Origin of the sequence: Actinomadura sp. 21ATH, from assembly GCF_041951345.1 — a bacterium.
Classification (GTDB): Bacteria; Actinomycetota; Actinomycetes; order Streptosporangiales; family Streptosporangiaceae; genus Spirillospora.
This window is the reverse complement of the sequence record NZ_JBGNUR010000030.1, coordinates 1-23,341: the sequence shown is the minus strand read 5'-3', so window position 1 is coordinate 23,341 and position 23,341 is coordinate 1. Positions and strand designations below refer to the sequence as shown.

Here is a 23,341-nt window from a genome sequence, read left to right as displayed (position 1 = left end):
CCTTGTCAGTCGTTGCGCGGAAAACCGAGGTCGAGGCCGCCGGCCGGCCGGTCGGCCGGATCGATCCACCGGGTGGTGACGACCTTGCTCCGGGTGAAGAAGTGGACGCCTTCGACGCCGTGGGCGTGGGTGTCTCCGAACAGGGAGCGCTTCCAGCCGCCGAACGAGTGGTACGCCACGGGCACCGGGACCGCGACGTTGACGCCGACCATGCCCACCTGGACGTCCTGCTCGAAGCGGCGCGCCGCCCCGCCGTCGTTGGTGAAGATCGCCGTGCCGTTGCCGTAGGGGTTGGCGTTGACGAGCCGCAGCGCCTCCTCGTACGACGCGGCGCGCACGACGCACAGCACCGGCCCGAAGATCTCCTCGCGGTAGATCTCCATGTCGGGCGTCACGTGGTCGAAGAGCGTCGGCCCGAGCCAGAACCCGCCGTCCTCGCCGCGGACCGCGGCATCACGTCCGTCGACCACCAGTCTCGCGCCGGCGGCCTGGCCGGAGGCGATGAACGAGGCGACCCGGTCCCGGTGCGCCTCGGTGATGAGCGGCCCCATGTCGGCTTCCCGGTCCTGGCCGGCGGCGCCGTCGCCGACGAGGAGCGAGCGGGTCCGCTCGGCGACCCTGGCCACCAGCTCGTCGGCGACGGGCTCCACGGCGACCAGGACGCTGATGGCCATGCACCGTTCGCCGGCACTGCCGTACCCGGCGCTCACCGCGGCGTCGGCCGCGAGGTCGAGGTCGGCGTCGGGCAGCACGAGCATGTGGTTCTTGGCACCGCCCAGGGCCTGCACGCGCTTGCCCCGGCGCGACGCCTCCGCGTAGACGTGTTCGGCGACGGGTGTCGAGCCGACGAAGCTGATCGCGGCCACGTCCGGGTGGGCCAGCAAGGCATCGACGGCCACCTTGTCGCCTTGCAGCACGTTGAAGACGCCGTCGGGCAGGCCGGCCTCTTTCCACAGGCGCGCCAGCCACAGCGCCGCCGACGGATCCTTCTCGCTCGGCTTGAGCACCACCGTGTTGCCCGCGGCAATGGCGATGGGGAAGAACCACATGGGCACCATCGCCGGGAAGTTGAACGGGCTGACGATCCCTGCCACGCCCAGCGGCTGGCGGACGCCGTGCACGTCGACGCCCGTGGAGACGTTCCGCGATTCCGCCCCCTTGAGCAGGTGGGCGATACCGCAGGCGAACTCGACGACCTCCTGCCCGCGGGACACCTCGCCGACGGCGTCGGAGTGCACCTTGCCGTGCTCGGCGGTGATGATCGAGGCGAGTTCGTCCTTGCGGGCGTTGAGCAGTTCACGGAAGCGGAAGACGATCCGGGTCCGCTTCGCCAGTGTCGCCGACCGCCATCCCTCCGCCGCGCTCGCGGCGGAGGCGATCACGTGGCCGGCGTCCTGCTCCGAGGCCAGGGCCACGGCGCCGCTGACACGTCCGGTGGCGGGGTCGGTGACGTCGGCGACGCGGGTGGAAGTGCCCGCGTACGGCGCGCCGTCGGCCCAATGGGTGATCACGCTGGTCATCGCCCTCCTTCGGCTGAGAGCCCAAGCGTGCCGCCCTCCACCGGCCATCAAGGCCGACAGAACGTCTCAGATTCGGCTGGAGCACGACAATCCGTAAACTCATGGCCGCCATGGCCGAACTGACCCTGCGGGACGTCCTGGCCGTGCCCGCCGTCCGCGCCGCCGCGCCCGAAGTCGTCGCCGCCGGCGACCACCTCGACCGCGGCGTGCGCTGGGTGCACGCCACCGAACTTCCCGACATCGCGCCGCTGCTGCGAAGCGGCGACCTCCTCCTCACCACCGGCATCGCCCTGCCGGACGGCACCCGGGCGCTGGCCGACTTCGCCCGCAGCCTGGCCGCGGCCGACGCGGCCGGACTGATGATCGAACTCGGCCGCCGGTGGAACGACACCGTGCCCGCCGAACTGACCGGCGCCTGCGGCACGCTCGGGCTTCCGCTGCTGATCCTGCACCGGGAGGCGAGCTTCGCCACGATCATCCAGGCGGTGGGCGAACGCATCGTCGACGAGCGGATGGCCGAGCTGCGCGACGCCGAACGGGTGCACGAGACGTTCACCGCCCTCGGTCTCAGCGAGGCCGGCCCGCGCGAGGTGCTCGCCGCCGTACAGCGGCTCTCCGGCGCGGCCGTGGTGCTGGAAAGCGAGCGGCACCAGGTCCTCGACTACGTACCGGGCCCCGGGAACATGACCGACTTCCTCAGGGACTGGACCGCCCGATCGCGCCGCGCACGCCCTTCCGGCCGCACGCACTGGGACGCCGCCAACGGCTGGCTGATCACCAGGCTCGGCGCGCCCGGCCGGGACTGGGGCCGGCTGGTCGTCCACTCCCCCGAACCGGCGACACCCACGCTGATGACCATCGCCGAGCGGGCCGCCGCCACGCTCGCCATGCACCTCCTGCACGACCGCGTCCGCGACAGCCTGGTGCGGCGCGCGCATCACGAGCTGCTGACCGGCTTGCTGACCGATCCGACCGTCCCCGACATCCTTCGCCGCTGCGAGCTCGCCGGCCTTCCCCTCACCAGGCGGCGCTTCGTCGGGCTCTCCGTACGGCCGCGCACGGCGGACCTGCACGGGACCGGCGTGCAGAAGCCCACCGTTCGCTCCGGGCTGGAGGACGTCCTCGCCGCCACCGTCCACGCCCTCCACGAACAGGACGTCGCCGCGCTGGTCAGCGAGATGAACCAGGACGTGCGCGCGGTGCTGTCCCTCCCGCCGGACGCCCCGGCGGACACGATCGTCGACCGGCTGGCCGAGCGGATCGCCGCCCGGCACCGCGTCGTGATCGGCGCCGGCCGCCCGGTCGACGCCACCGCCCGCATCGACCGGACCCTGCGCGAGGCCCGCCAGGTCGTCGACGCGGTGCGGGAGGAGGACGACGGCCCCATCGTCCACCGGCTCGCTGACGTCCACCTGCGCGGACTCCTCGCGCTGCTCGCCGGCGACGACCGGCTGTGCCTGTTCGTGTCCCGCGAACTCGACGCCCTGTACGCGCACGACGAGGAACACGGCGAAGACCTCGTCCGCGTCCTGCGCGCACTGATGAACCACCCCGGGAGCAAGTCCGACGCCGCGGCCGCCCTCCACCTCTCCCGCCCGACCTTCTACGCGCGGCTGGCGAAGATCGAATCAGTGCTCGGCGTACGACTCGACGATCCGGACGTACGAGTGTCGCTGCACGTGGCGCTGGTCGCCGACGAGTTGCAGCGGGACCACCGCCCCTCCGCCTGACCTGCGGCGTCCCGCCGTCCTCGGCCGCCGGCGGGATACGGATCGGGGGCGCGGTGTCCGGGGGATGCGACGCGGCCGTACGTACGGGGTGACCTTCGGGTCGGCCGGTGAGCCGTCCCGCGGAAGGCTTGATCGCTGCCGGAGGTCCCCGTCCGGGCGTCAGCCTCGCTGAGCGACTCCGGCAGGTGGATCGCCGTCGGGTCCGCGAGCCGGCCCGGTCCGGCCGGTGTGCGGGTAGTGCGGCGAGCGGTTCTGGAAGGAGAGGACGGCCGGGTTCTGGATGACACCGTCGCGGATCTCGATGGCCCGGCGGATCGTCGGGTCGGCGTCCCATGCCCGTGCTCCGGCGAGGACGGTGCCCAGGTGCGGGAGCAGCGCCTCGCTGATCTCCCAGGTGGCCGATTCCCACAGGTAGGACGGACTGTGGTCGACGCCGTAGTAGTGGACCTGGTCGCCCACCGTGAACATGGGGTCGGTGAAGGAGGTCGGCCGTGCCCAGCCGAAGCCCATCCCCGCGTCGCAGGAGACGTCGACGATCAGCGTGCCGGGCGCGAACGCCGGCAGGTCCGCGGTGCCGGCGAACGTCAACGGGGCGCCGGTGTCCTGCAGTACGCAGTTGACGATGATGTCGTGCTCGGCGAGGAAGGCGGCCGTCGGCACCGGACCGCCCTCGGTGAGCGTCCGGGTGCGGGTCGGGTCTTCGGTGTCATGGTCGAAATGGACGATGCGGGCCGAGTGGATCGGCGCGGCGACCGCACCGACCCTCCGATGGGTCAGGACGTGCACGTCGTGGACACCGTGCGCGTTGAGGGCCGTGACCGCGCCGCGCGCGGTCGCCCCGAAACTGATGACGGCGGCGCGGCGGCGGCGGCCGTAGACGCCGGTCGCGCCTGTCAGGGACAGCGCGTGCAGCACCGAGCAGTAGCCGGCGAGCTCGTTGTTCTTGTGGAAGACGTGCAGGACGAATCCGCCCTTGGACGACCAGTGGTGCATCGCCTCGAACGCGATCAGCGTCAGCCGCTGATCGACGGCGTGCTGAGTGATCTCCCGGTCCTGCACGCAGTGCGGCCAGCCCCACAGGGTCTGGCCCGGGCGCAGTCCCTTGAGATCTTCCGGCTGTGGTTTGAGCAGCAGGACGACGTCGCAGTGAGCGATGATCTCGTCGCGGGAGAGCATCCCGGCGACCTGGGGCGCCAGCCGCTCGTCCGGGACGCCGAAGCCCTCGCCGTACCCGCGTTCGAGATGGATGCGCGAGCGCAGGGCGGGGGCGATCCGCTCCAGATGCCGCGGGTGGATCGGGAGTCGGCGTTCGTTCTCCTTGCCCGATCGTCCCAGGACGCCGAGCTTCAGCGAGGACATGCAGGCCGCCGATCCGCAGGGGATCCCGCGCCCGCCCGGCTGGGCGTCCCGCCGGGCGGAGGGGCGGAGTCCGGGCGCTTACGTACCGCGTGCCCGCGGCGGTTGTGCGCCGATGGCGGGCTCAACAGGTGACGAGCGCGGAGAACGCCGCACGGGGCCGTCCGCGGGTCGCGCCGGGAGCCGGGGACTGGGCGCGCGCGTCGGCCACCGTCCGGTGGAGCGGCAGGCCGCGGTCCAGGCCGGTGACGCGGAGCAGGGCACGGAGCCGGGGGCCCGGAGCGGCCAGCAGCATGACGATGCCGCGGGCGTCGGCACGGAGCCGGGCATCGACCAGCACCGACAGCCCGGCGGCGTCACAGAACGACAGTCCGGACAGGTCCAGGATCAGCGGCCCCGTACCGGGACGGAGCGCGCGGAACAACGCCTCCCGCAGCGCCGGCGCGGTGGCCGTGTCGAGTTCCCCTCGTACCTCGACCAGCGTGTGGTCGGTGTGGCGGAGGACCACGGCGGTGGGCGTCGCGGCGTGACCGCTCGGTCGACGGGTGTGCATGGTGGTCATGAAGACGTCCGATCTTCGGGCGAGCGGGGGCTCCGGCCGGTTCGGAAGAACCAGGCACCTCCGAGCCCGCCGACCGCGGCCGTGGCCAGAGCCATGATCAACGCGAGGATCGGTGAGGCCACCGCCGCGGACAGGGCGAACACGATGAACGCCGCCGCAGCGATCGAGGCCGGAAACAGTCGAGACATGCCGGACACCTGAACGGTGTGGTCCGTGCCGGGGCGGACGGGCTGTCGCGCGCGATGCGAGGTCGGCATGGCGTCCCCCTTTCCGGGGGTGAGCCGGTGCGACGAGACAGCCTCAAATGAGCGAATCGCCATTGCCGGAATACCGTAAGCCTACCTGTTTTTTATAAAATAGGCGAATTCATTAACGGAACCCGCTGATTTTCCACTATTTGGCGGTGAGAGCGTCGCCCAAGGCGTGCTCGCCGACGTACCGCTGAAGGTCTCCCCGCAGCATCCGGGACAGGGACGGGAAGCCGCCGGGGACGACCGGCAGACCCGGCTCAGCGCCAGGTGTGGAGCGGCCACCAGCACGTGCCAGTAGCCGTCCGGCCGGTGCCGCGTCCACCAGGGGCGACCCGGCCGGCGGCGGGCAAGCGCTCAGCCGCGGTGATGCAGTCCGGCGGGCCCGGGGGCGCCTGGAACGGGGTCAGTGGTCGGCGGTGTCGGCGCCCGGCCGTTGCCAGGTGAAGGCGTGGGTGTACCAGGTGGCGATGCCGTTCCGTGCGGGACGGTGCCCGTAGGTGAGGGCGATGATGCTCCGGCCGTCTCCGATGGCGGGCGGGCGGTCGGCGGATTCAGGCAGGGCGGGGGCGGCGCCACGGATCTCCGCGAGCAGCAGGCGGTCCGTCGGGCGCAGTTCCAGGTGCAGGTCGATCGGGCCGTACCTGCGGGCGGCGGGCCGGGCGGTCATCTCCTGGACCAGTGCGACCACCCGCTGGGCGAGGGTGTCCGCCGCCGGCCCCAGTCCCCATCGTCGCAGCGCGGCATGAACGGTTCGGCGGGCATGGGCGGCCCGCCGAGCCCCCGCCGGCGGCGGCAGCCGCCACCGGCCGGTGCGCAGCGCAGCGGGCGCGGCGCCGTCAGCGTGGTCGTGGGAGGACACGGCTGTCACGGCTTCTCCAGTACGAGTCAGGCCCGGACGGCTCGCTCGGCGGGCCCGACCGGACACGGGTATTCGCCTTACCGGTGGTGTGCCCGGCGTTCAGGCGCTCATGTGGCCAGGCCGGCGGGCCGAGGTTCGGGGGCGGAGTGGCGAACGGTGAGAAAGCCCTCCAGGCCGCTGATACGCAGGAGCTTCTCCAGCTGCGGCGGCGGATCGGACAGGTGCAGGGAGATGCCGAGTCCGGTGGCACGGCGTTGGGTGCCGACCAGGACGGCCAGGCCGGCGACGTCGCAGAAGGTGACCCCGCTCAGGTCGAGGATCAGCAACCCGCCACTGTGCCGCAGCGTGCCGAGCAGTCGGCGGCGTAGCGCGGGAGCCGAGGCGATGTCGAGGTCGCCGCGCAGAGCCACGACGGTATGGCCGGAGCGCTGCCGCGCGGCCCTGCCGTTCTTGGAGTGGGCCCCGGCACGGCGAACGGCGGTGAACCCGTCGTGTCCGGCATACCGGAGCGAGGGAGCGGTGATGGGGGTCATGGCGATCTCCGATCGCTGTGGGCGGTCCCGGCGGTCGCGGACTCGGGGGGCGGGGCATGACGGGCCGGCGCGGGCCTCCGCAGCGCAGCTGGGGAACCGAGGGCGGCGTGAGGCTGATCGTCGTTCCGCGTTCGGTGATGGCGCGCATGGGGCAGGTCCCCTTCCCCAGGGTCGCCGTTCGGCGGCGCGGGGACGAACGCGATAAGGACAGGGAGGCCGGATCAGCGGTGTCCCAGAAGACGCCGGACGAGACGGCGGAGCCGGGTGAGCCAGACGGTGCCGGTCACCAGCGTGACCAAAACCGTAGCGGCCACCAGCGTGGCCAGCGCCATGAGCAGCGCCAGCATCGGGCCGGTCTGGATCAGGAAGACGGCGAACACCGCCAGCGTGGTCACCGCGATCACAGCGGGCCAGATCTGGTCCGTCCAGGAATCCGAGTCGCTCTGAGCGACTCCGGGCCGGTCGGACCGAAGAACATGAACGAGGATCGGCATGAACATCCCCCTTGTCGGGGTGAGCCGGTGTGGCGGGTCAACCTCGGGACGGGGATGTCGTCGTTGCCGGATGGTTCCATCCTACTCGATATTCTGCGATTTCGATAAAAAATCGTGAGCGAACTTCGAGTCTGATGCGATATTTCTTCACTTCCCTTCCCACCCGAGAATGACTATTGCTCATGGGATAAGCCGGCGCGATCGGGTACCGCAACCGCGAACTCACCGATCTCGCCGCCTCGTTCGACGACAGCAGCAGCGCCGTCGAAATCAACGATGCGGGCACCGTGGCCGGGTCGCTGAGAGCGCGGCCGTCGCGATCAACGAGGTCGAATGGCGGGCGGTGCGGTGACCAAGTCGCCGTCCACCGCTGGAGAGCGAGGTCACCGGATCGGGCGCTCAGGCGTCACGGTCGTGCCGGGCGATGGAGGCCGTGAGCGCGGTGGCGAAGACCGTCCAGCCCGCGTACGGCGCCAGCAGCAGGGCCGCCCTGCGGTCCGCCGCCAGAGCCCGGCGGATGACCAGCGCGTTGGCGGTGTTGAGAGCGAGGATGTCGGCCAGGGCCAGGCGGGGAGAGTGGCCACGGAAGAACAGCACCGGCCAGGCGGCGTTGAGGACGAGGTCGCCCGCCAGGGCTCGGCGCATCGCCGCGCGCTGATCGTCATCGCAGCGGGTGAGCGCTCGCGCGCCGGCGTAGGCCACCAGCGCGTACAGCGGCGTCCACACCAGGCCGAACGACGCCGGCGGCGGTTGCCAGGACGGCTTGCGGAGTCCCCGGTACCAGTCCGAATCGGTGTCGACGGCCAGAGCCCCGACGACGGCGGTGGCGGTGACCGCCAGGCCGGTGCGCAGCAGCGTTGCTCTCATGGCGGATGCCTGCCCGCTCAAGCAGGCTCTGCACCCCACGGTGTCGGCGTGGTAGCGGATGGTGCGTTCGGCGACCTCGGCGTCGTGCGTTCGGCCGAGGTCCCGCATGTGCGGGATGGCGCGGCGGACGAGGTGGGTGGCGTAAGCCTCGTGGACGACGAGATCGGCGTCCTGCATGGCGGGGAGGTCGACTGAGCTGACCTCGGTATCGCCGCTGATGAAGACCTTCTTGCCCTGGTAGGTGAGCACGTAGCCGACGGCGGGGGCGACAGGGTCGTGGGCGACGAGACGGGCGTCGATGGTGACGCCCCCCTCGTCGTAGACGCGGGCGGACCGCGCGCCGCCGGGGAACTCGATCTCGGTGGGAACGGCGTCGGCCGCCGCGCCGGTGGCCTCCAGGCCGCGCATGTTCGCCTTGCGGTATTCGTGATCGAGCGCGTAGGCGGAGTTGAGGCCGCCGACGACCTTGTCGAGGCCGGCCGGGCCCCAGACGGGCAGCGGAGTCGTGCGGCCCCAGATCCAGGTCGCGTTGACGAGGGTGGCGAGCCCGTTGAAGTGGTCGGAATGGAAGTGGGTGAGGAACACCCGCTCCAGCCGGGCGACGGGGACCTTGGACTCGGCGAGCGACCTGGTGGTGCCCTCGCCGGCGTCGAACAGGAACATCCTGCCGCCCGCGGCGACGAGGGTGCACGCCTGGGCGCGGGCGGCGCTGGTCTCCGGCGAGCCGGTGCCGCACAGCAGGACGCGGATGTGCTCGGTGTCCTCGGTGAACGCGCGATCGGTGTCGAAGTCGGGCCGGATGATGACGGCGGTCCGGCCGGTTCCGTTCAGCAGCGCGTGGTAGACCCCGTCGGAGTCGGTCACCGCGCCCGGAACCGGCTCTCCGGGGGCGGCCAGCCGGACCAGCCGGGCACCGATCGCCGCACCGAACGCGAGGTGATCCTCCGTGAGCGCCTCCGCCGGGTCGAACAGCGCGGCGATCACGAAGCCGGTCCCGACCACCTGGTCGAACGGTCCGGCGGCCCCGTTCCATGTGACATGCCCCTGCGGGCTGAGCTCCCCTGCCGCAGGGACGGGCGTCCCGCCGGGGCCGCGCCGCAGGACACCCGCGGTCAGCGCGGCGTCGGGAACGGTGTCCACGACGGTCCCGCCCGCCGCGGCTCCCATCGCCTGATCGCGCTCGGCCGCCGCCGCACGGTCCAGGACGCAGATCACCTTGCCCAGTTCGACGGAGGTGCGGATCGCCTGCTGGACGTGCGCGGAGCGTTCGACCGTGTAGGAGTCCAGGAGTTCGGGCACGGCCCTGCGGGCGAGGACGAGGTCGAGTTTCCAGGCCAGGTTGGGCCCACCGGGCCTGGAAGGTGTAGACCGCGTGCCGTTCCAGGACCGCGTTGGACGGCGTCAGCCCCCACGGCTCGATCAGGGACCAGGCCGTCTCGGCCCGATCGAGCCACTCCGTGGTCTCGTGCGGCAGCCGCATGAACTCGAACCGGCGCCGCCCCGGTCCCCCGGAGACCACCGTGGTCGGGCGCAGCGGGTCGCAGATCTGGAGATTCGACGGCGTCCACGTCCTTCCAGGGTCCGGGACGACATCGACGATCAGCCAGTCGTAGCGGAAGCCCAGGTCGGTGACCGCCGTCGCCATGTGCCGCCGTACCGTGCTGTTGGCTCCGTCGCAGCCGACCACGTACGAGGCGCTGATGACGTCCCGTCGACCTGGGCCATCCGCTCCGACAGCAGCGCCTCCAACCGCGGCTGGGAGAACATGCTCGACCGGGGCCATCCGGAGATTCCCGGCCGTTCCCACTCGAACCGCAGCAGCACCTGCCCCGCGGCGTTGCGCCACTCGTACTCGCGGGCCGCCTCGCTGATCTCTGCGAGCCGATGTCCCAGGCCCGCGGCGGCCAGCAGCCGGGCGGCCTCGTGATCGAACGTCACGGCACGCGGGAGCGGGTACGGCTCGGGCCACCGCTCCACGACGACGACACGCCACCCCCGCGACCCGAGCAGGACGGCGGTCAGTTGCCCGACCGGACCGCACCCGACGACCACGACGTCGGCGTCGGTCCCCGCATCATCGCTCAGCATGATCCTGATCCCCTCCGTCCCGGATCGAGAGCAGGCTCCCGAGATCGCCTCATCAGTAAAGGACTGGAGGAGAGCCACCGATTTGGGCCATGAGCCCAGTTGTCCCTCGGCTTTTGGGCGGGCCGGCGAGCTCGAAACTCAGCAGATCCCGCCCCACGGTGGTCACCGGAGATGGCGACCGCGCCGTCAGGGTGACGAGTCCGCCGTCGCCGCGCCGTTCCACCCGTCCATCACCGGAGCGAAGCCCTCGGAAGCCAGATCGGTGGTGACGGCATGCCCACCTGGACCGCGGCCAGGCCCCCGCGCCGACCGGGCTCCGGACGGCCCGTACAACGACGTTCGTCAGCGCCTTGGTGAGGCCGAAGGCGATGATGGAGGAGAACACCGGTGCCGATCCCAGCGCGATCGCGGGCAGGACGCCCGCCAGCAGCGGCCACTCCAAAGCGCGAGGGCGAGGAGGATCGGGCGGCCTGGACGAGGATGCCGGCCTGCCGGCCGCCCGCTGGACCACTGAGCGCCCGGTCTCCGCAACGCTCACACGATAGGTGCGGGGCGATGTCGGATCGGGGGCCGTCCCGTTCGTCTGGGGAGTGAAGGCCCACCCCGACGAACCAGAAGGAGCCGATCTCCGTGAACCCGAACCTGAACAGCATCGACATCGTGGTCGCCGACCTGCGGGCCGCCATCGACTTCTACGCCCGGCTCGGCCTGGACTTCACCGTCGACCCCGCCTACCCCGACCACGCCGGCTGCGACCTGCCGAACGGGCTGCACCTGATGCTGGACACCGAGAAGTTCCGCGCCTCCGCCCACACCGCCGGCTGGACCCGCCCCACCGGGGACCCGCGCAACTTCCTGGCCTTCCAGTTCGCCGCCCCCGCCGACGTCGACGCCAAGTACGCCGAGCTCACCGCCGCCGGGCACACCGGCGTCCAGCAGCCCTGGGACGCCTTCTGGGGGATGCGGTACGCCACCGTGACCGACCCCGACGGCAACGGCATCGACCTGTACTGCCCGCTGCCCGAACCGTCCACCGACCAGTGACCGCCCGCGAGAAACACACCGATCACCTGGGAAGGGAAGGAAGCATGAAGTACGTGCTGATGTTCGTCGAGACCGAGGAGTTCGCGCGCGAGCTGGAGGCGATGAACGAGACGCAGCGGCAGGAGGCGTTCGAGGCGGTCGGCCGCTGGTTCACCGAACACGCCGCCCAGATCACCCACCACGCCCACCTGCGGCCGGCCGAGACCGCCACCACGTTGCGGCTGACCGGCGGGGACGCCATCGTCACCGACGGGCCGTTCGTGGAAGGCAAGGAGGTGGTCTCCGGCTACGCCGAGATCGAGGTCGCCGACCTGGACGAGGCGATGGCCATCGCCCGCACCTGGCCGGCCTGCCCGATCGTCGAGATCCGCCCGATCACCTGACCGGACCGATGCCCCCGCCGCACGACCCCCTGCGCGAACAGGTGGACGCCGAGCTGGCCCGCGTGGTGCGCGAGCACGCGGGCCGGCTCACCGCATGCCTGGTACGGGTGCTGGGCGACTTCGCCGCCGCCGAGGACCTCGTCCAGGACGCCATCGAGACCGCGCTGCGGCGCTGGCCGGACGAGGGCGTCCCGGACCATCCCGACGCCTGGCTGCTGACCACCGCCCGCCGCCGCGGCATCGACCTGCTCCGCCGCCAGGCCGTCTACCGCGACAAACTCGCCCAGCTCACCGGCCCCGTACCGGCCGAGCCCGACGACCGGCTGAAACTCGTCTTCACCTGCTGCCACCCCGCCCTGCCCCGCACCGCGCAGATCGCGCTGACGCTGCGGACCGTGTGCGGGCTGACCACCGCCCAGATCGCCGCGGCGTTCCTGGTCCCCGAGGCCACCGTGAGCCGGCGCATCACCCGCGCCAAACGAAAGATCACCCAAGCCGGGATCCCGTACCGCATCCCCTCCGACACCGAACTGCCCGACCGGCTCGCCCAGGCCCTCGCGGTCATCTACCTGCTGTTCAACGAGGGCTACCTCACCACCACCGGCGACCGCCCCCACGCCGCCCACCTGGCCGACGACGCCGAATGGCTGGCCGCCCAGCTGGCCTGGCTGATGCCCAAGCAACCCGAGGTCCTCGGCCTCCTCGCCCTCATCCGCCTGCACCAGGCCCGCACCACCGCCCGCTTCGACCCCGCCGGCGGCCTGATCCTCCTCCGTGACCAGGACCGCGGCCGCTGGGATCATGCGGCCATCACCGAGGCGACCCGCCTGATCGAACGCGCCGCGAAGTCGCGCCGGCCCGGCCCGTACCAGCTCCAGGCCGCCATCGTCGCCTGCCACGCAGAGGCCCCCACCTGGGCCGACACCGACTGGCCCCAGATCGTCGTCCTGTACGACATGCTGCTGGCTCTGGCCCCGTCCCCGGTACACCGGCTGCACCGCGCCATCGCCCTGCACCACCACCCCGGCGAACGCGGCGGCCCCCGCAACGCCCTGAACGACCTGGACAACCTCCCCGGCACCGACCGCAAGGCCCTGGAGCACTACCCGCTGTTCCACGCCACCCGCGCCGAACTCCTGCGCGCCCTCGGCCGGCCCGGCACCGCCCGCGCCGCCGACCAGCGCGCCCTGGCCCTCACCACCAACCCCGCCCAGCAGAACCTGCTACACCAGCGGCTCGCCTGGGACTAGCCCACCGCACCCAAAGCCGGTCCGAAAGGTTTCCTTCACCCGCGGTCGAGGCGGTCGCCTCAGAGACCCGCAAATCCGCCGAAGCCACCACTCCGCGGCGGGTTCGTCCGATGAGGCAGTGGCGGGCCGGGTGGCCGCCCAGGGGATCCGGCGGGATCCGGCGGACGCGCTGAGCCGCCTCAACCGCGGGCAGCGGGTCGCCTCCCTTGGATCGGGCCTTCGTCACGGAACCGGTCATCTGCAGGACCTCCGTGCGCGAATTACCTGAGTAGTCCGCGCGGGCCACTCACCGATCAGCGTCTACCTGAGAAGGAGATCAGATGCGACCACGATTGGGCGCCGTCTTCGTGCTGCTGACCGCGGTGCTCGGAGTTCTGCTGGCCGGAGCAGGCGCCGCCCACGCGTCCGCCCCCGTGTGTAGACCGGCATCGACCGGCACGCCCGATGTCGTGTGCGCCGTCCCCGCGGAATTCGACAATCGGCCGGTCGAGTCCATCGAATGGACGAAGGATGACGACCCCCTTCCTCGGTTCGACGACATCCGGCAGATCCTGGTGAGCTGCGAACCCGGCCAGACGTTGGTGATCGGGTTGACGCTCCGCCTCGCCGACGACCTCAATCCCAGCGTGGGAGACACGCGAATCACGTGCCCCAGCCCACCGCCGACGGTCACCGCGTTCAACTGTTCCGCGTACGGCACCGTCACCGCCCCCTTCCGCTGCGACTTCCACTGGAGCGGAGGCACCGACCCCGAACAGGTCACGGTCAGCACCAACGGCGGGCAGGGCCCGGTGACCACCTACCCTGGCCAGAACTACGCCCGCGTCACCGGTTCGTGCTTCCCGTACCAGATCACCTCGGTCACGGCCACCGTCACCGACGCCGCCGGCCGGCGCGCCAGCGCCACCCGGAACGGCTTCTGCCCGAGGGGAAACAACTGATACGCCGTTGCCGGCACTCGCCCGGCCGCGACAGCCGGCACCGCCCGAGCCCGCCGCCCCGGGCCGGGCGGTGCCGGCGGCGGGGGTTGAATTTCAAGCTCACAGGCCGTCTTCAATCCCGCAGGGGGATCGAACGCAGCCTCTAACGCCCAGCCGTTTCCCACACCCACCCGCCGAGCCGACGGAAACGGCTTTACGTTGAGTCCGAAGCGGGCCGCCGCGACCACTCGTCCCGGACTGGTTCCGGGGCCTCACGGACCGGGGGTATGCCCGTTCTCGAACCTGGTGGCCGGGGATCCGGCCGCTGGCCGGTGACGGTGTGGGCGGCCTGGACGAAGGCGCGCACGCTGGCCGTGGCGTTGTCCGTCCGCCAGTGCAGGCTCCAGCGCAGCGGCGGCGCGTCGCTGAACGGCACGTAGACGACGTCCGGGCGCGTGTAGTAGCGCGTGGCCTGCGCGCCGATGGTGAAGGCGCCGCGCCCGGCACCGACGAGCGTGAGCACCTCGTTGATCGTGGCGGCCATCGGGCCGGGTTCGATCGGGCGTCCGGCGGGGGTGGTGCGCGGGGTGCGGTCCTCGAGCATGGTGACGGGAAGGTTGTCCGGCAGCTGGATGAGCCTGACCCTCGCCAGGTCCTCCATGCTCACCGACTCGCGGCGGGCGAAGGGGTGGGTGGTGGAGACGGCGAGCAGGCGCGGCTCGGACAGCAGCACCGGGCCGGTGGCGATGCCGGGCTCATCGACCGGAAGCGCGCCGAGGACGATGTCGATCTCGCCGCCGCGCAGCCACGGCATGAGGTCGATGATCTGTGCCTCGCGGAGCTGGACGTCGCAGTGAGGGTGGCGCTCGCGGAACAGGTCGGCGGCCCGGACGAGCAGCTGCCCGCTGGCCGCGGCGACGAAGGCGATGCGGAGCGTCCCGGTCATGCCGCGGCCGGTGTCGATCGCCTGCTCGAACGCGGCGGTGATCTGGTTCCACGCCGGGCGGACCTCCTCGTACAGCCGCTGCCCCACCGCCGTCAGCTCCACCCGCCTGCTGGTGCGGTCGAACAGCGGCACGTTCGCCCGGCGTTCCAGCTTGGCGATGGTCTGGCTGATGCGGGCGGTGGACACGTGCAGCCGCTCGGCCGTACGCCCGAAGTGCAGCTCCTCGGCCAGCGTGAGGAACGCCTCCAGCTCGTGTCGCTCCAGCATGAACGCCCCCGTCGTTAAGTGTGGCTTCACGATCCTTGCACAAGCGCGCATTGATCGTCGCTCTCCGGGCGGACGAAAACCGAGACAGGCGCACAGCACGGAGGACGCCGTTCAAGAGCACGAACTGCCGACCTGGAACGGCATCGTCGAACAGACGTTGGAGGAGCTGAACCGCTCCCACGACGGCCTGTCGAAGGCCACGTCCTGGCCGCGGTCGGACTGCGGCCGCTGGGCAGCGCGCTACCTGACGGCGCCGGTGAAGACCGGATATCCGTGCGATGGACCTGATCGAACAGGCCATGGCCAAGGGCACAGGGTTTCGCGCGGGAGCCATGGCGCGCGTTCCGTCACGCGCGCGCGTAGACCTGTCTCGGGCGTCTCCGAAGTGCACGGCACCGCCTCCGGCCGATGTGAGGAATGGCCGGAAGCGGTGCCGTGTAGGAGGGCTGATCAGGCGATGGCCCCGATCCGGTAGTGGCCGGCGCCCACGGGCTCGTAGTTGCGGGTCACCTCGCCCTGGACCTTGAAGCCGCCGAGGTCGTCGTCCCAGTCGGCCGTGTCCTCGTCCCAGATGCGAATCTGGGCGTTGCTGGGGACGCACTTGTCGACCTCGACCCGCTGGCCCGCGGCCATCGACACGTAGGCGCCCGTCACCGGCCAGATCTTGGTGCCGTTGCTCGTGATGTACACCTCGTCCCGGCCGCTCTCGCTGACCGAGATGGCCCGGATGCCGTCGAGGAACACCCCGGTGCCACACTGGCCGATCCTCTTCTGGGCCAGGGTCTCGCCGGCGACCGCCGCCGAGGTTCCGGTCAACGCGAGCCCTCCGGCCACCGTGACCACGGCCGCGAGCTTCGACGCCTTCTGCCAGGTACGCATGTCGGTTCCTTTCTGCCACGTGCTGGAGCCCTAAGCGAACACAACGGTGTCTTCACCCGGGCTTCAGTCCGGCTTCACCCCAGGTCAGAAGCGGCAGTCGAAGTAGCCGGCATCGTCGAGCCCGTCTTCGGCTGACCGCCGCAGCGGAGGCGTCACGCCGTCCCCGTGGAAGCGACCTGGCGATCCGCGCGATGACTGCGGGATCGGCGGCCGAGTCCGCGGGCAGCCGGGTGATCGCTGGATCTGGTCGAGGCCGGACGGCCGGTCCGGCAGGTCGCTGAGGAGATGGACATGCCCGGTCAGACGCCGGCCGTCACGCGGCGGACGATTGAGCTGCTGAAGCCATGTGGCGCCCCCGTTCGCCTCGGCGTCCAGCACAACCACCGGGGCGGTCGTGCGGAGGGCGGCAGGTCGCGGTCCTCCTAGGATGGGACGTCGTCCCGCCGCCTCCTCCAGGAGTCACATGTCGCCGTCTCCCGCCTCCAACGGGCGCCGCCGCGATGCCGGCCGTACCCGGGCCGAGATCCTGGAGGTGGCGCAGCGGGAGTTCGCCCGGCACGGCTACGCCGGTGCGCGGGTGGACGAGATGGCCGCGCTGATGCGCACCACCAAGCGGATGATCTACTACTACTTCGGTGCCAAGGAGAAGCTCTACATCGCCGTCCTGGAGAAGGTCTACTCCGAGGTCAGGGCGGCCGAGTCGGCCATCGACGTGGAGCACCTGGCCCCGGTGGAGGCGATCCGCACGCTGGCCGAGCTGACCTTCGACCACCACGACGCCCACCCCGACTTCATCAAGCTGGTCAGCATCGAGAACATCCACCACGCCGAACACCTGCGCAAATCCGAGATCCTGACCAACCTCGGCGGGCCGATCACCGGGCTCATCTCCCAGATCCTGGACACCGGCCGCGCCCGCGGCGACTTCGTCACCGACGCCGACGCCGTCGACGTGCACATGATGATCAGCGCCCTGTGCGTCTTCCGCATCTCCAACCAGCACACCTTCGGCGCCCTGTTCGGCCGCGACCTCACCGCCCCCCAGCACCGCACCCGCCACCGCCAGATGACCGGCGAAGCCGTCGTCGCCTACCTCACCGGGAAGGGTCGTCGGCCGCCGGGACAGGTCGAGGCAGGCTGAACGCGTCCAGCACGCGGTCGGCGACCGATGCGGCACTGTGCAGGGCGGTGTGCATGGAAGGACTCGCACCGGCGGCCTCCCCCGCTAGGTGGGAGGAAGGGACGAACGCCCGGGCGGGGCGGACGCCTTGCGCCCGCCGCCAGGGCGAACCCTCCGCCGACCAGGCCGGTCACCGCGTCGGGCGTACAGCAAGAGCAGCAGCAGGCCGCGCCCCGCTCGCCGCAGATCTCTGGCAACCAGGCGTTCAGCCCGTACGCCAGCAGGCCGATGAGACCTTGGCGGCCGCGGCGGCTACAGCTGGGGCCGGACGGACTGCCGGTCCGGCGGCCGTGCGGCCACGCGAGACGTCGCGCATCGCGTGGCCGCGGCCCCTGGCGGCTTCGGGGCGTCCTCACCTCCCCACGGCGGGGCGGGTGACCTGGACGGGCGTTCCGAAGCGGGAGAACTCCATGACGGAGGTGAAGCGCACCGGGCCCCCGCGTTCCACGGACGGGTCCTGGCTGCGGATCACCGTGCTCTGGACGATCTTCTCGACCTTCCTCGACGCGAGCCCGATGGTGATCGTCCCGGTGACCCGGGTGCCCGCCGGCGACCCCTCGGCCGGGCGGGCGGCGTGGGTGAAGGCGTAGGTCTCGACCGCCGCCGCGCCGGTGCCCGAGCGTCCCTCGGACGTGACCGTCCCGAGGGAGCCGAACATGCGCAGCACCCGTCCGGGGTCGGCGGCGAACTCCTGCGGACCGGTGGTCCCCCGGGTGAAACTCGCCAGGCCGCTGTCGCGCCTCTGCCAGTGGTCCTCGCCACGGGAGAGGTACGTCTCGCCGCCGACGAAGCGCCACTGCATCCGGGGGTGCGGGCCGCGCAGGTGGCCGCGCCGGTTCGCGGCGTCGAAGGCGCCGACGTACACCTCCCCATGGCTCTTGTGCCCCCTCTGGGCGAGCGTCCATGTCATCTTCACCTGGAAGGTGGTTCGGGCCGTCGCCTCGGTCGCGGAGGCCAGGGTCACGGCCGTGCCCGGTCCGGCAGGGACGGACGGGTCGTCGGGCGCGACCGTGTTCCCCATGGCGAGGGCGGCGGCCAGGGCCACGGCGGCCGTGCCCGTCCCGATCCCGCTGATGGTCGCGCGGCGCCGGAGGCGGGCCCGGCGCCCGCGGCGCACCAGCGTGTCGGTCGGCGCGTCCGGGACGGGGTGCCGCTCGCTCAGGTCGTGCAGTGCCTCGGGCAGCCGGTTCATGGTCATCGTGCGATCTCCTGGGAGTGCGGGCGGGGGACGGCCGGGGCCGGGCCGGGGTCGGGCGGGGCGAGCTGGGTTCGGAGGCGCTGCATCGCCCTGTGATGCGCCTTCTTGACGGTGCCGACGGAACAGCCGAGGAGGTCGGCCACCGCCGTGTCCGTCAGGTCGGCGTAGTGGCGCAGCACGACGACGGCGCGCTGCCGGCCGGGCAGGGCGAGCAGCGCGCGGCGCAGCTCGTCGTCGGCTTCGGGCGGAAGGCTGCTGCGGCCGTCGTGGCGTTCGGGGACGGCGGTCAGCAGCTCGCGCCGCCTCCTCCGCCACCAGCTCACGTTGCCGTTGGCCAGCATCCGTTTCAGGTAGGCGTCCGGGTCACCGCCCGAGACTCGGCGCCACCGGACGTAGAGCTTCACCAGGCAGTCCTGGAGCAGCTCCTCAGCGCGGTGCGGGTCGCCGGTCAGCAGCATGGCAAGGCCGTAGTGGCGTTTCCACGCGGCCGCCGCGAACGCGACGTACGCGGATTCCTGCGTCGGTTCACTCACGCGAATCGAACGCCACGGGCACCTCCGATGGGTGGCAGGCGGTGCCGGGAAATTCGCGTCCGGCGCGTTCCAGAAGGTCGCGGCGATTCTGGCCACACGATCTTGCCACTCCCCGGGACGAGCAGGTCGGCCTTCGAGGAGGATCGATACGGGATTCGGCGGTAGATCCTGTGGCTCAGGTAGATGCCAGAGTGCAAAGGTGCCGGCACGCTCAGTCCGCTCCTTGTGAGCGGGCGTCCTGCTCCTGCCCCCGCGTGACCGGCCCCCACAGGGTCCTGCCGTGCGCGTCCGCAGAGACGTCCAGCCAAGAGGTCACGAACAGCAAGCCGAGCGCCACGAACGGCACGATCGCGGCGGCGAGGACGCCGACGGATTCGCTGATCTCGTCCTCGGGCCCTGCATCTCGTCGGCCCGCATGGCCTGCCGGTCCCGATGCGCGGCGACCCGGTCACGCGTCGGCCGAGGTCAGCGGCTGAACTGCTCGGAGAGGCGCTCCCACATCCCGCACTCGAACCGGCTCCTCCGGAAGTTCAGGGCTGGTGGGCGGTGAGACGCCTCGCCGGCCGTTTCGCAGTAAGGTGATCTTGGGCGGCGGCGAACCATGGGAGGCCGGGGTGCGGCAGGCATTGAGCGTTGCGGTGGTGCAGCCGAGATGCGCGCCGCACGATGTGGCAGCCAACGCAGTGGCCCACGCGCAGGCCGTGCGAGCGGCGGCCGCGCGAGTGGTGGTGTTCCCCGAGATGTCGCTGACGGGCTACGAACTGGACGCTGCGCCGGTCGCCCCCGACGACGAGCGGCTGGCCCCGATCGTCGCGGCGTGCGCCGAGACCGGAGCGCTCGCGCTGGTCGGCGCGCCCGTACCGGGTCCCCACATCGGCGTCCTGGCAGTCGATGGTGACGGCGCGCGCGTGGCCTACGCGAAGGTGCATCTGCACGGCAGCGAGATCGGGCGCTTCGTGCCCGGCGAGCCCGCCGTGCTCGAGGTGGACGGCTGGCGGCTGGGGCTCGCCGTCTGCCGCGATACCGGTGTCCCGGAACACGCCGCCAAGACCGCCGCCCTCGGCATCGACGGATATGTCGCCGGAGTCGTCCATTCCGACGACGAGAGCGGAGTCCTCAGCGAGCGTGCCCGCCGGGTCGCCGCCGAACACGGCGTGTGGGTCGCCACGGCGGCCTTCGCAGGTCCCACTGGTGGCGGCTTCGACCGCACGTCCGGCCGTTCGGCGATCTGGTCGGCCGAAGGCGAGCTTCTCGCCGAGGCGAGCGCGGCTCCCGACGACCTGGCGCGGACGATCTTCACTCCGTAGAGCCGACCTGGGACGGTCCTTCCGCGCGGGCCTCATCCGTCTCGTTCAAGGATCCTCGCAGACCCTTCCCAGATCGACTCGTCCCAGGTCATGGAAGCCGTGATGACGGCCCGAGCGCGCGGGTCCCGCCACTGGACATAATCGCCCCGGTGAATCGGCGGAGCGTGCCTGCGGCTCGTGAACGCGGGCGTGGCCAGTCCGCCATGGAGCGCTCACCGCGCGCATGACCAAGCGGGGAACTTGCGGCGCGGGGATCGGAGCCGAGCAGGTCCGGCCAGAGTTAGCCGGGCATTTCCGGAAGCTGGAGCCGGCAGGGCAAGCGCCCCCCAAGATGTGCTCGGCGTAAGGCCGCTTCCTGTGGCCCCGGCCGCATGTTGCTGTTCGGCCAGGCCGTACCCTGCGGCCATGACGGAGATCGCTACGCACACGCCCGATGACGCTCTGGAGATGCTGCTGTCCGGTAACCAGCGGTTCGTTACCGGATCGCCCCGGCATCCCAACCAGGACGCCGCCCGCCGTACCGAGACCGTTCCGGCACAGCGGCCCTTCGCGGTGCTGTTCGGGTGCTCGGACTCCCGGCTGGCCGCCGAGATCATCTTCGACCAGGGGCTGGGCGACCTGTTCGTGGTGCGCACCGCCGGGCACGTGGCCGGCTCCGAGGTGCTCGGCAGCATCGAGTACGGGGTGAGCGTGCTGGACTGCCCGCTGGTCGTGGTCCTGGGCCACGACTCCTGCGGGGCCATCGCGGCCGCCCAGGCCGCCGCCGACGGGGGTCAGGTCCCGGCCGGCTTCGTCCGGGACGTCGTCGAGCGGGTGACGCCCAGCGTGCTGACCGCCCGGGCCGCCGGCCGGCGAACCGAACAGGAGATCCTCCACCAGCACATCGCTCACACCACCGACCTGCTGCTGGAGCGCTCCCGGGTCATGGCCGAGCGGGTCGCCGACGGCCGCCTGGCGGTGGCCGGCCTGTCCTACCGCCTGACCGACGGCAGCGCCCAACTGGTCACCTCCCACGGACTGAGCCGCACCGCCGCCCCCGCACGATAGGGCGACCTTTCTCACGAGAGGGACGTTGGACGCCGGGTGTCCTGTGGTGTGTCTGCTGGTGGTGTGAGTCGAGCACATGAGCGGCCTGGTCGGTGAGCGATGAGCCATGGGAACCGACCAGGCCGCTGTTGCCCGAGCGTGAACGGCGCGGTCGCCGCCCCTGCCGCGAGCGGCCGGACGATCGCAGGGCTCGGCACGGCTCCTGGCCTCCCCACGATCCTCGGCACCGGCGAGCGGCCCTTTCCCGCCGACAGGTCCCCCACTTACCTGGAGTGCCTGTCGAGCCGGTCGGCGCCGCCACTCTCACGCGGCATGGGCGGCGGCGCAATGAGCGTTCGCTTCCTCGCCCTGCACGAAACCCGGCCGAGCCTGAGCCGTCCGTTCCACGAGGGCACGAGGCAGCGAGAAGAAACGGCGGATCGTGGGCGCTGGCGATCCTCAGGTCGGCGCCCACCCCGCCGCAGTGGAGATGATGAACGGCGGCCGTATCGCGATGCCTTTTGCGGAATGGTCTAGTCTCCTCGGCATGATGGAGGCACCTGAAGGTCTTGCCCTGCCGCCCGCCCTGGCCGAAGTGGTCGAGATCGGCTTCGAATGGGAATGGGACGAAGAGACCGACGAGGCTCGCGGCTGTGATTTCGAGCCGTACGTAAGCTTCGAGGCACCGGAGAGGACCGCGTGGTGGTTCCGCCTCTGGACAGGAAACGACGAAGCGGATGGCGGTGAATTTCGCTTTTTCGGTTCCACAGGCTCCGGGGACTACGCCGGGTTCTGGCTGGTCCGACCCGGCGCTCCGATCACCGACCAGCCGGTCGTCTACCTCGGCTCCGAGGGCGAACGCGGACTGATCTCCCGCGATCTGGGTGACCTGCTCTGGTTGTTCGCCGACGGCTTCGGCCCCGGAGAGGCGTTCGCGAACCCCGAGCGCAGGACCGAGCCGAACGCCGCCTTCCAGGCCATCGCGGAGCGGTACGCGCCGGGGAGGCGCCGTCCCGCGGCGCAGATCGTGGCGGCGGCGCAAGCGGAGTTTCCGCATTTCTCCGATCTCATTGACTCCATGTGCCGCTGAGTCGAGATCTGGGCATCGGTTCGCGTCACGATGCCGACATCCTGAGAGGCTCCCGGGCCATGGGCGCCCGCTGGCGGCGTCCAACGGCTCCCCCTGACGAGATCCGCGCGCTGGCCCTGTTACGGGGCCAGCTCCCGGCTGGCCCGCGAGTCCTTTTACATATGGGCGGGGACTGTCGAGGTGCCGATGCCGCGGTCCACCTCGGCCGTTTTCAAGCGACGCAGTGCGGTCGCCGCTTCACTGAGCACCTGTTCTCGAACTGGTGATCTCGGGTGAGACGTGGTTGTGATCATCGGGAAGGAGCCGGCCGCGGCCGAGGAACGTCTCGGGTGCCGGCTGCTGTCATGGGCGGAGTTGGCGCGGCAGAAGCACGGTTCGCGGGTACGGCTCGGTCGCTGAGTTGGTGTTGGACCGGGGCATCTGATGCCGGCCCGCGCCGCTGCCTCGGGAGCTTCGGCGGCTGCGCGGCCCCGACAAGGCGTGTTACGCCACCGCGGCCAAGGTCGCGGCGAAGTTTCCTGGCCTGCGGTATGTCGAGGGCTTCGCCGACCCGGCGGACGATCCGCAGGCATTCGAGCACGCGTGGTGCATCGACGAAGCCGGGCAGGTGGTCACCCCGACCTGGAATAGCAATCCGTGGTTGTGTCCACGTGTAGCGGCAACGTTTGTCGATTAGTTCGAGAAGCACCGTGACCGTCGAAGTGCCGTGCTGATGAGATTCAGCGACACCCAGGGGCTCCAGTTGTCTTCCAAGCCGCTTCTTCTAGTCTGTGGCGGGATCAGCCTGTTGCGACGGCCGTCGGCTCCGGCAATATGAGGCTACGTCCGTACCGGACCGCTGTATGGCGGTGCGCCCGTCCGCCGGGAGGTGGCCGATATCAGTGAGGACTTAGACGCCATCTCATTTGGCGGATGAGCTGTAGCCTGCGGCCGTGGAGATGGTCGAGCGGTTGGTGCCCGAGGAGTTGTGGGAGTTGTTCCAGCGGGTGGTGCCACCTGCACCGACGCGGCCGCAAGGTGGCGGCCGGCGTCGGCACGGTGATCGTGAGGTGCTGGCG

At 71.2% G+C, this 23,341-nt stretch carries 22 protein-coding genes and 2 pseudogenes; 10 read left to right on the top strand and 14 right to left on the bottom strand.

Annotated elements, in window-relative coordinates; translation table 11 throughout:
• Positions 1–5: 5 nt before the first annotated feature.
• Positions 6–1,520 (bottom strand): CoA-acylating methylmalonate-semialdehyde dehydrogenase, encoded by a 1,515-nt coding sequence (locus ACA361_RS41005; protein ID WP_375020556.1) that lies wholly within the window; start codon positions 1,518–1,520, stop codon positions 6–8.
• Between the two features lie 110 nt (positions 1,521–1,630).
• On the opposite strand from ACA361_RS41005, the gene ACA361_RS41000 reads away from it, so the two are divergent.
• Positions 1,631–3,250: a PucR family transcriptional regulator gene (locus ACA361_RS41000; RefSeq protein WP_375020555.1), complete on the top strand. Its 1,620-nt coding sequence runs from the start codon at positions 1,631–1,633 to the stop codon at positions 3,248–3,250.
• Between the two features lie 159 nt (positions 3,251–3,409).
• On the opposite strand, the gene ACA361_RS40995 is transcribed toward ACA361_RS41000, so the two are convergent.
• From ACA361_RS40995 to ACA361_RS40960, 8 genes and pseudogenes are all read right to left on the bottom strand, one after another.
• Positions 3,410–4,609 carry a N(5)-(carboxyethyl)ornithine synthase gene (locus ACA361_RS40995; RefSeq protein WP_375020554.1) on the bottom strand — a complete coding sequence of 400 codons (1,200 nt, stop codon included), beginning with the start codon at positions 4,607–4,609 and terminating at the stop codon, positions 3,410–3,412.
• A 121-nt stretch (positions 4,610–4,730) separates the two neighbouring features.
• Positions 4,731–5,159, bottom strand: coding sequence for an STAS domain-containing protein (locus ACA361_RS40990; protein WP_375020553.1), 429 nt, complete (start codon positions 5,157–5,159; stop codon positions 4,731–4,733).
• Positions 5,160–5,164: 5 nt separating this feature from the next.
• The gene (locus ACA361_RS40985; RefSeq protein ID WP_375020552.1) at positions 5,165–5,425 is read right to left on the bottom strand and encodes a hypothetical protein; all 261 of its coding nucleotides are present in this window, start codon (positions 5,423–5,425) and stop codon (positions 5,165–5,167) included.
• 397 nt (positions 5,426–5,822) lie between these two features.
• Positions 5,823–6,287 (bottom strand): hypothetical protein, encoded by a 465-nt coding sequence (locus tag ACA361_RS40980; protein WP_375020551.1) that lies wholly within the window; start codon positions 6,285–6,287, stop codon positions 5,823–5,825.
• Between the two features lie 98 nt (positions 6,288–6,385).
• Positions 6,386–6,811, bottom strand: a complete 426-nt coding sequence (locus ACA361_RS40975) for an STAS domain-containing protein (RefSeq protein WP_375020550.1) — start codon at positions 6,809–6,811, stop codon at positions 6,386–6,388.
• A 221-nt stretch (positions 6,812–7,032) separates the two neighbouring features.
• Positions 7,033–7,305, bottom strand: coding sequence for a hypothetical protein (locus tag ACA361_RS40970; protein WP_375020549.1), 273 nt, complete (start codon positions 7,303–7,305; stop codon positions 7,033–7,035).
• 399 nt (positions 7,306–7,704) lie between these two features.
• Positions 7,705–9,510, bottom strand: a complete 1,806-nt coding sequence (locus ACA361_RS40965) for a tryptophan-rich sensory protein (protein WP_375020584.1) — start codon at positions 9,508–9,510, stop codon at positions 7,705–7,707.
• 298 nt (positions 9,511–9,808) lie between these two features.
• Positions 9,809–10,260, bottom strand: a pseudogene (locus tag ACA361_RS40960) (FAD-dependent monooxygenase); the annotation flags it as partial.
• Between the two features lie 630 nt (positions 10,261–10,890).
• Between ACA361_RS40960 and ACA361_RS40955 the strand changes: the two are divergent.
• The 4 genes from ACA361_RS40955 (at position 10,891) to ACA361_RS40940 (ending at position 13,878) form a co-directional block, all read left to right on the top strand.
• A complete protein-coding gene (locus ACA361_RS40955) occupies positions 10,891–11,304 on the top strand; it encodes a VOC family protein (RefSeq protein ID WP_375020548.1) in 414 nt (137 codons plus the stop codon).
• A gap of 44 nt (positions 11,305–11,348) precedes the next feature.
• The gene (locus ACA361_RS40950; protein WP_375020547.1) at positions 11,349–11,687 is read left to right on the top strand and encodes a YciI family protein; all 339 of its coding nucleotides are present in this window, start codon (positions 11,349–11,351) and stop codon (positions 11,685–11,687) included.
• 8 nt (positions 11,688–11,695) lie between these two features.
• Complete coding sequence (locus tag ACA361_RS40945; protein ID WP_375020546.1) at positions 11,696–12,937, top strand: RNA polymerase sigma factor; 1,242 nt, start codon at positions 11,696–11,698, stop codon at positions 12,935–12,937.
• Between the two features lie 347 nt (positions 12,938–13,284).
• Complete coding sequence (locus tag ACA361_RS40940; RefSeq protein ID WP_375020545.1) at positions 13,285–13,878, top strand: hypothetical protein; 594 nt, start codon at positions 13,285–13,287, stop codon at positions 13,876–13,878.
• A 193-nt stretch (positions 13,879–14,071) separates the two neighbouring features.
• Here the strand turns inward: ACA361_RS40940 and ACA361_RS40935 are convergent, their stop codons facing one another.
• The 3 genes from ACA361_RS40935 to ACA361_RS40925 form a co-directional block, all read right to left on the bottom strand.
• Positions 14,072–15,070 (bottom strand): LysR family transcriptional regulator, encoded by a 999-nt coding sequence (locus tag ACA361_RS40935; RefSeq protein ID WP_375020544.1) that lies wholly within the window; start codon positions 15,068–15,070, stop codon positions 14,072–14,074.
• Between the two features lie 450 nt (positions 15,071–15,520).
• Positions 15,521–15,949 (bottom strand): hypothetical protein, encoded by a 429-nt coding sequence (locus tag ACA361_RS40930; RefSeq protein ID WP_375020543.1) that lies wholly within the window; start codon positions 15,947–15,949, stop codon positions 15,521–15,523.
• Between the two features lie 84 nt (positions 15,950–16,033).
• Complete coding sequence (locus ACA361_RS40925) at positions 16,034–16,333, bottom strand: hypothetical protein (RefSeq protein ID WP_375020542.1); 300 nt, start codon at positions 16,331–16,333, stop codon at positions 16,034–16,036.
• Positions 16,334–16,412: 79 nt separating this feature from the next.
• On the opposite strand from ACA361_RS40925, the gene ACA361_RS40920 reads away from it, so the two are divergent.
• The gene (locus ACA361_RS40920) at positions 16,413–17,090 is read left to right on the top strand and encodes a TetR family transcriptional regulator (protein ID WP_375020541.1); all 678 of its coding nucleotides are present in this window, start codon (positions 16,413–16,415) and stop codon (positions 17,088–17,090) included.
• Between the two features lie 391 nt (positions 17,091–17,481).
• Here the strand turns inward: ACA361_RS40920 and ACA361_RS40915 are convergent, their stop codons facing one another.
• Entirely contained in the window at positions 17,482–18,327 is an 846-nt protein-coding gene (locus ACA361_RS40915; RefSeq protein ID WP_375020540.1) for a hypothetical protein, read from the bottom strand.
• Complete coding sequence (locus ACA361_RS40910; protein ID WP_375020539.1) at positions 18,324–18,860, bottom strand: SigE family RNA polymerase sigma factor; 537 nt, start codon at positions 18,858–18,860, stop codon at positions 18,324–18,326. Before ACA361_RS40910 ends, ACA361_RS40915 begins: the two co-directional genes overlap by 4 nt.
• A gap of 539 nt (positions 18,861–19,399) precedes the next feature.
• Between ACA361_RS40910 and ACA361_RS40905 the strand changes: the two genes are divergently transcribed.
• The 4 genes and pseudogenes from ACA361_RS40905 to ACA361_RS40890 all read left to right on the top strand — a co-directional run.
• Positions 19,400–20,167 (top strand): carbon-nitrogen hydrolase family protein, encoded by a 768-nt coding sequence (locus ACA361_RS40905; RefSeq protein WP_375020538.1) that lies wholly within the window; start codon positions 19,400–19,402, stop codon positions 20,165–20,167.
• A gap of 405 nt (positions 20,168–20,572) precedes the next feature.
• Positions 20,573–21,214, top strand: coding sequence for a carbonic anhydrase (locus ACA361_RS40900; protein WP_375020537.1), 642 nt, complete (start codon positions 20,573–20,575; stop codon positions 21,212–21,214).
• A gap of 421 nt (positions 21,215–21,635) precedes the next feature.
• Positions 21,636–22,283, top strand: coding sequence for an SMI1/KNR4 family protein (locus tag ACA361_RS40895; protein ID WP_375020536.1), 648 nt, complete (start codon positions 21,636–21,638; stop codon positions 22,281–22,283).
• A gap of 932 nt (positions 22,284–23,215) precedes the next feature.
• Positions 23,216–23,341, top strand: a pseudogene (locus tag ACA361_RS40890) (IS5/IS1182 family transposase); the annotation flags it as partial.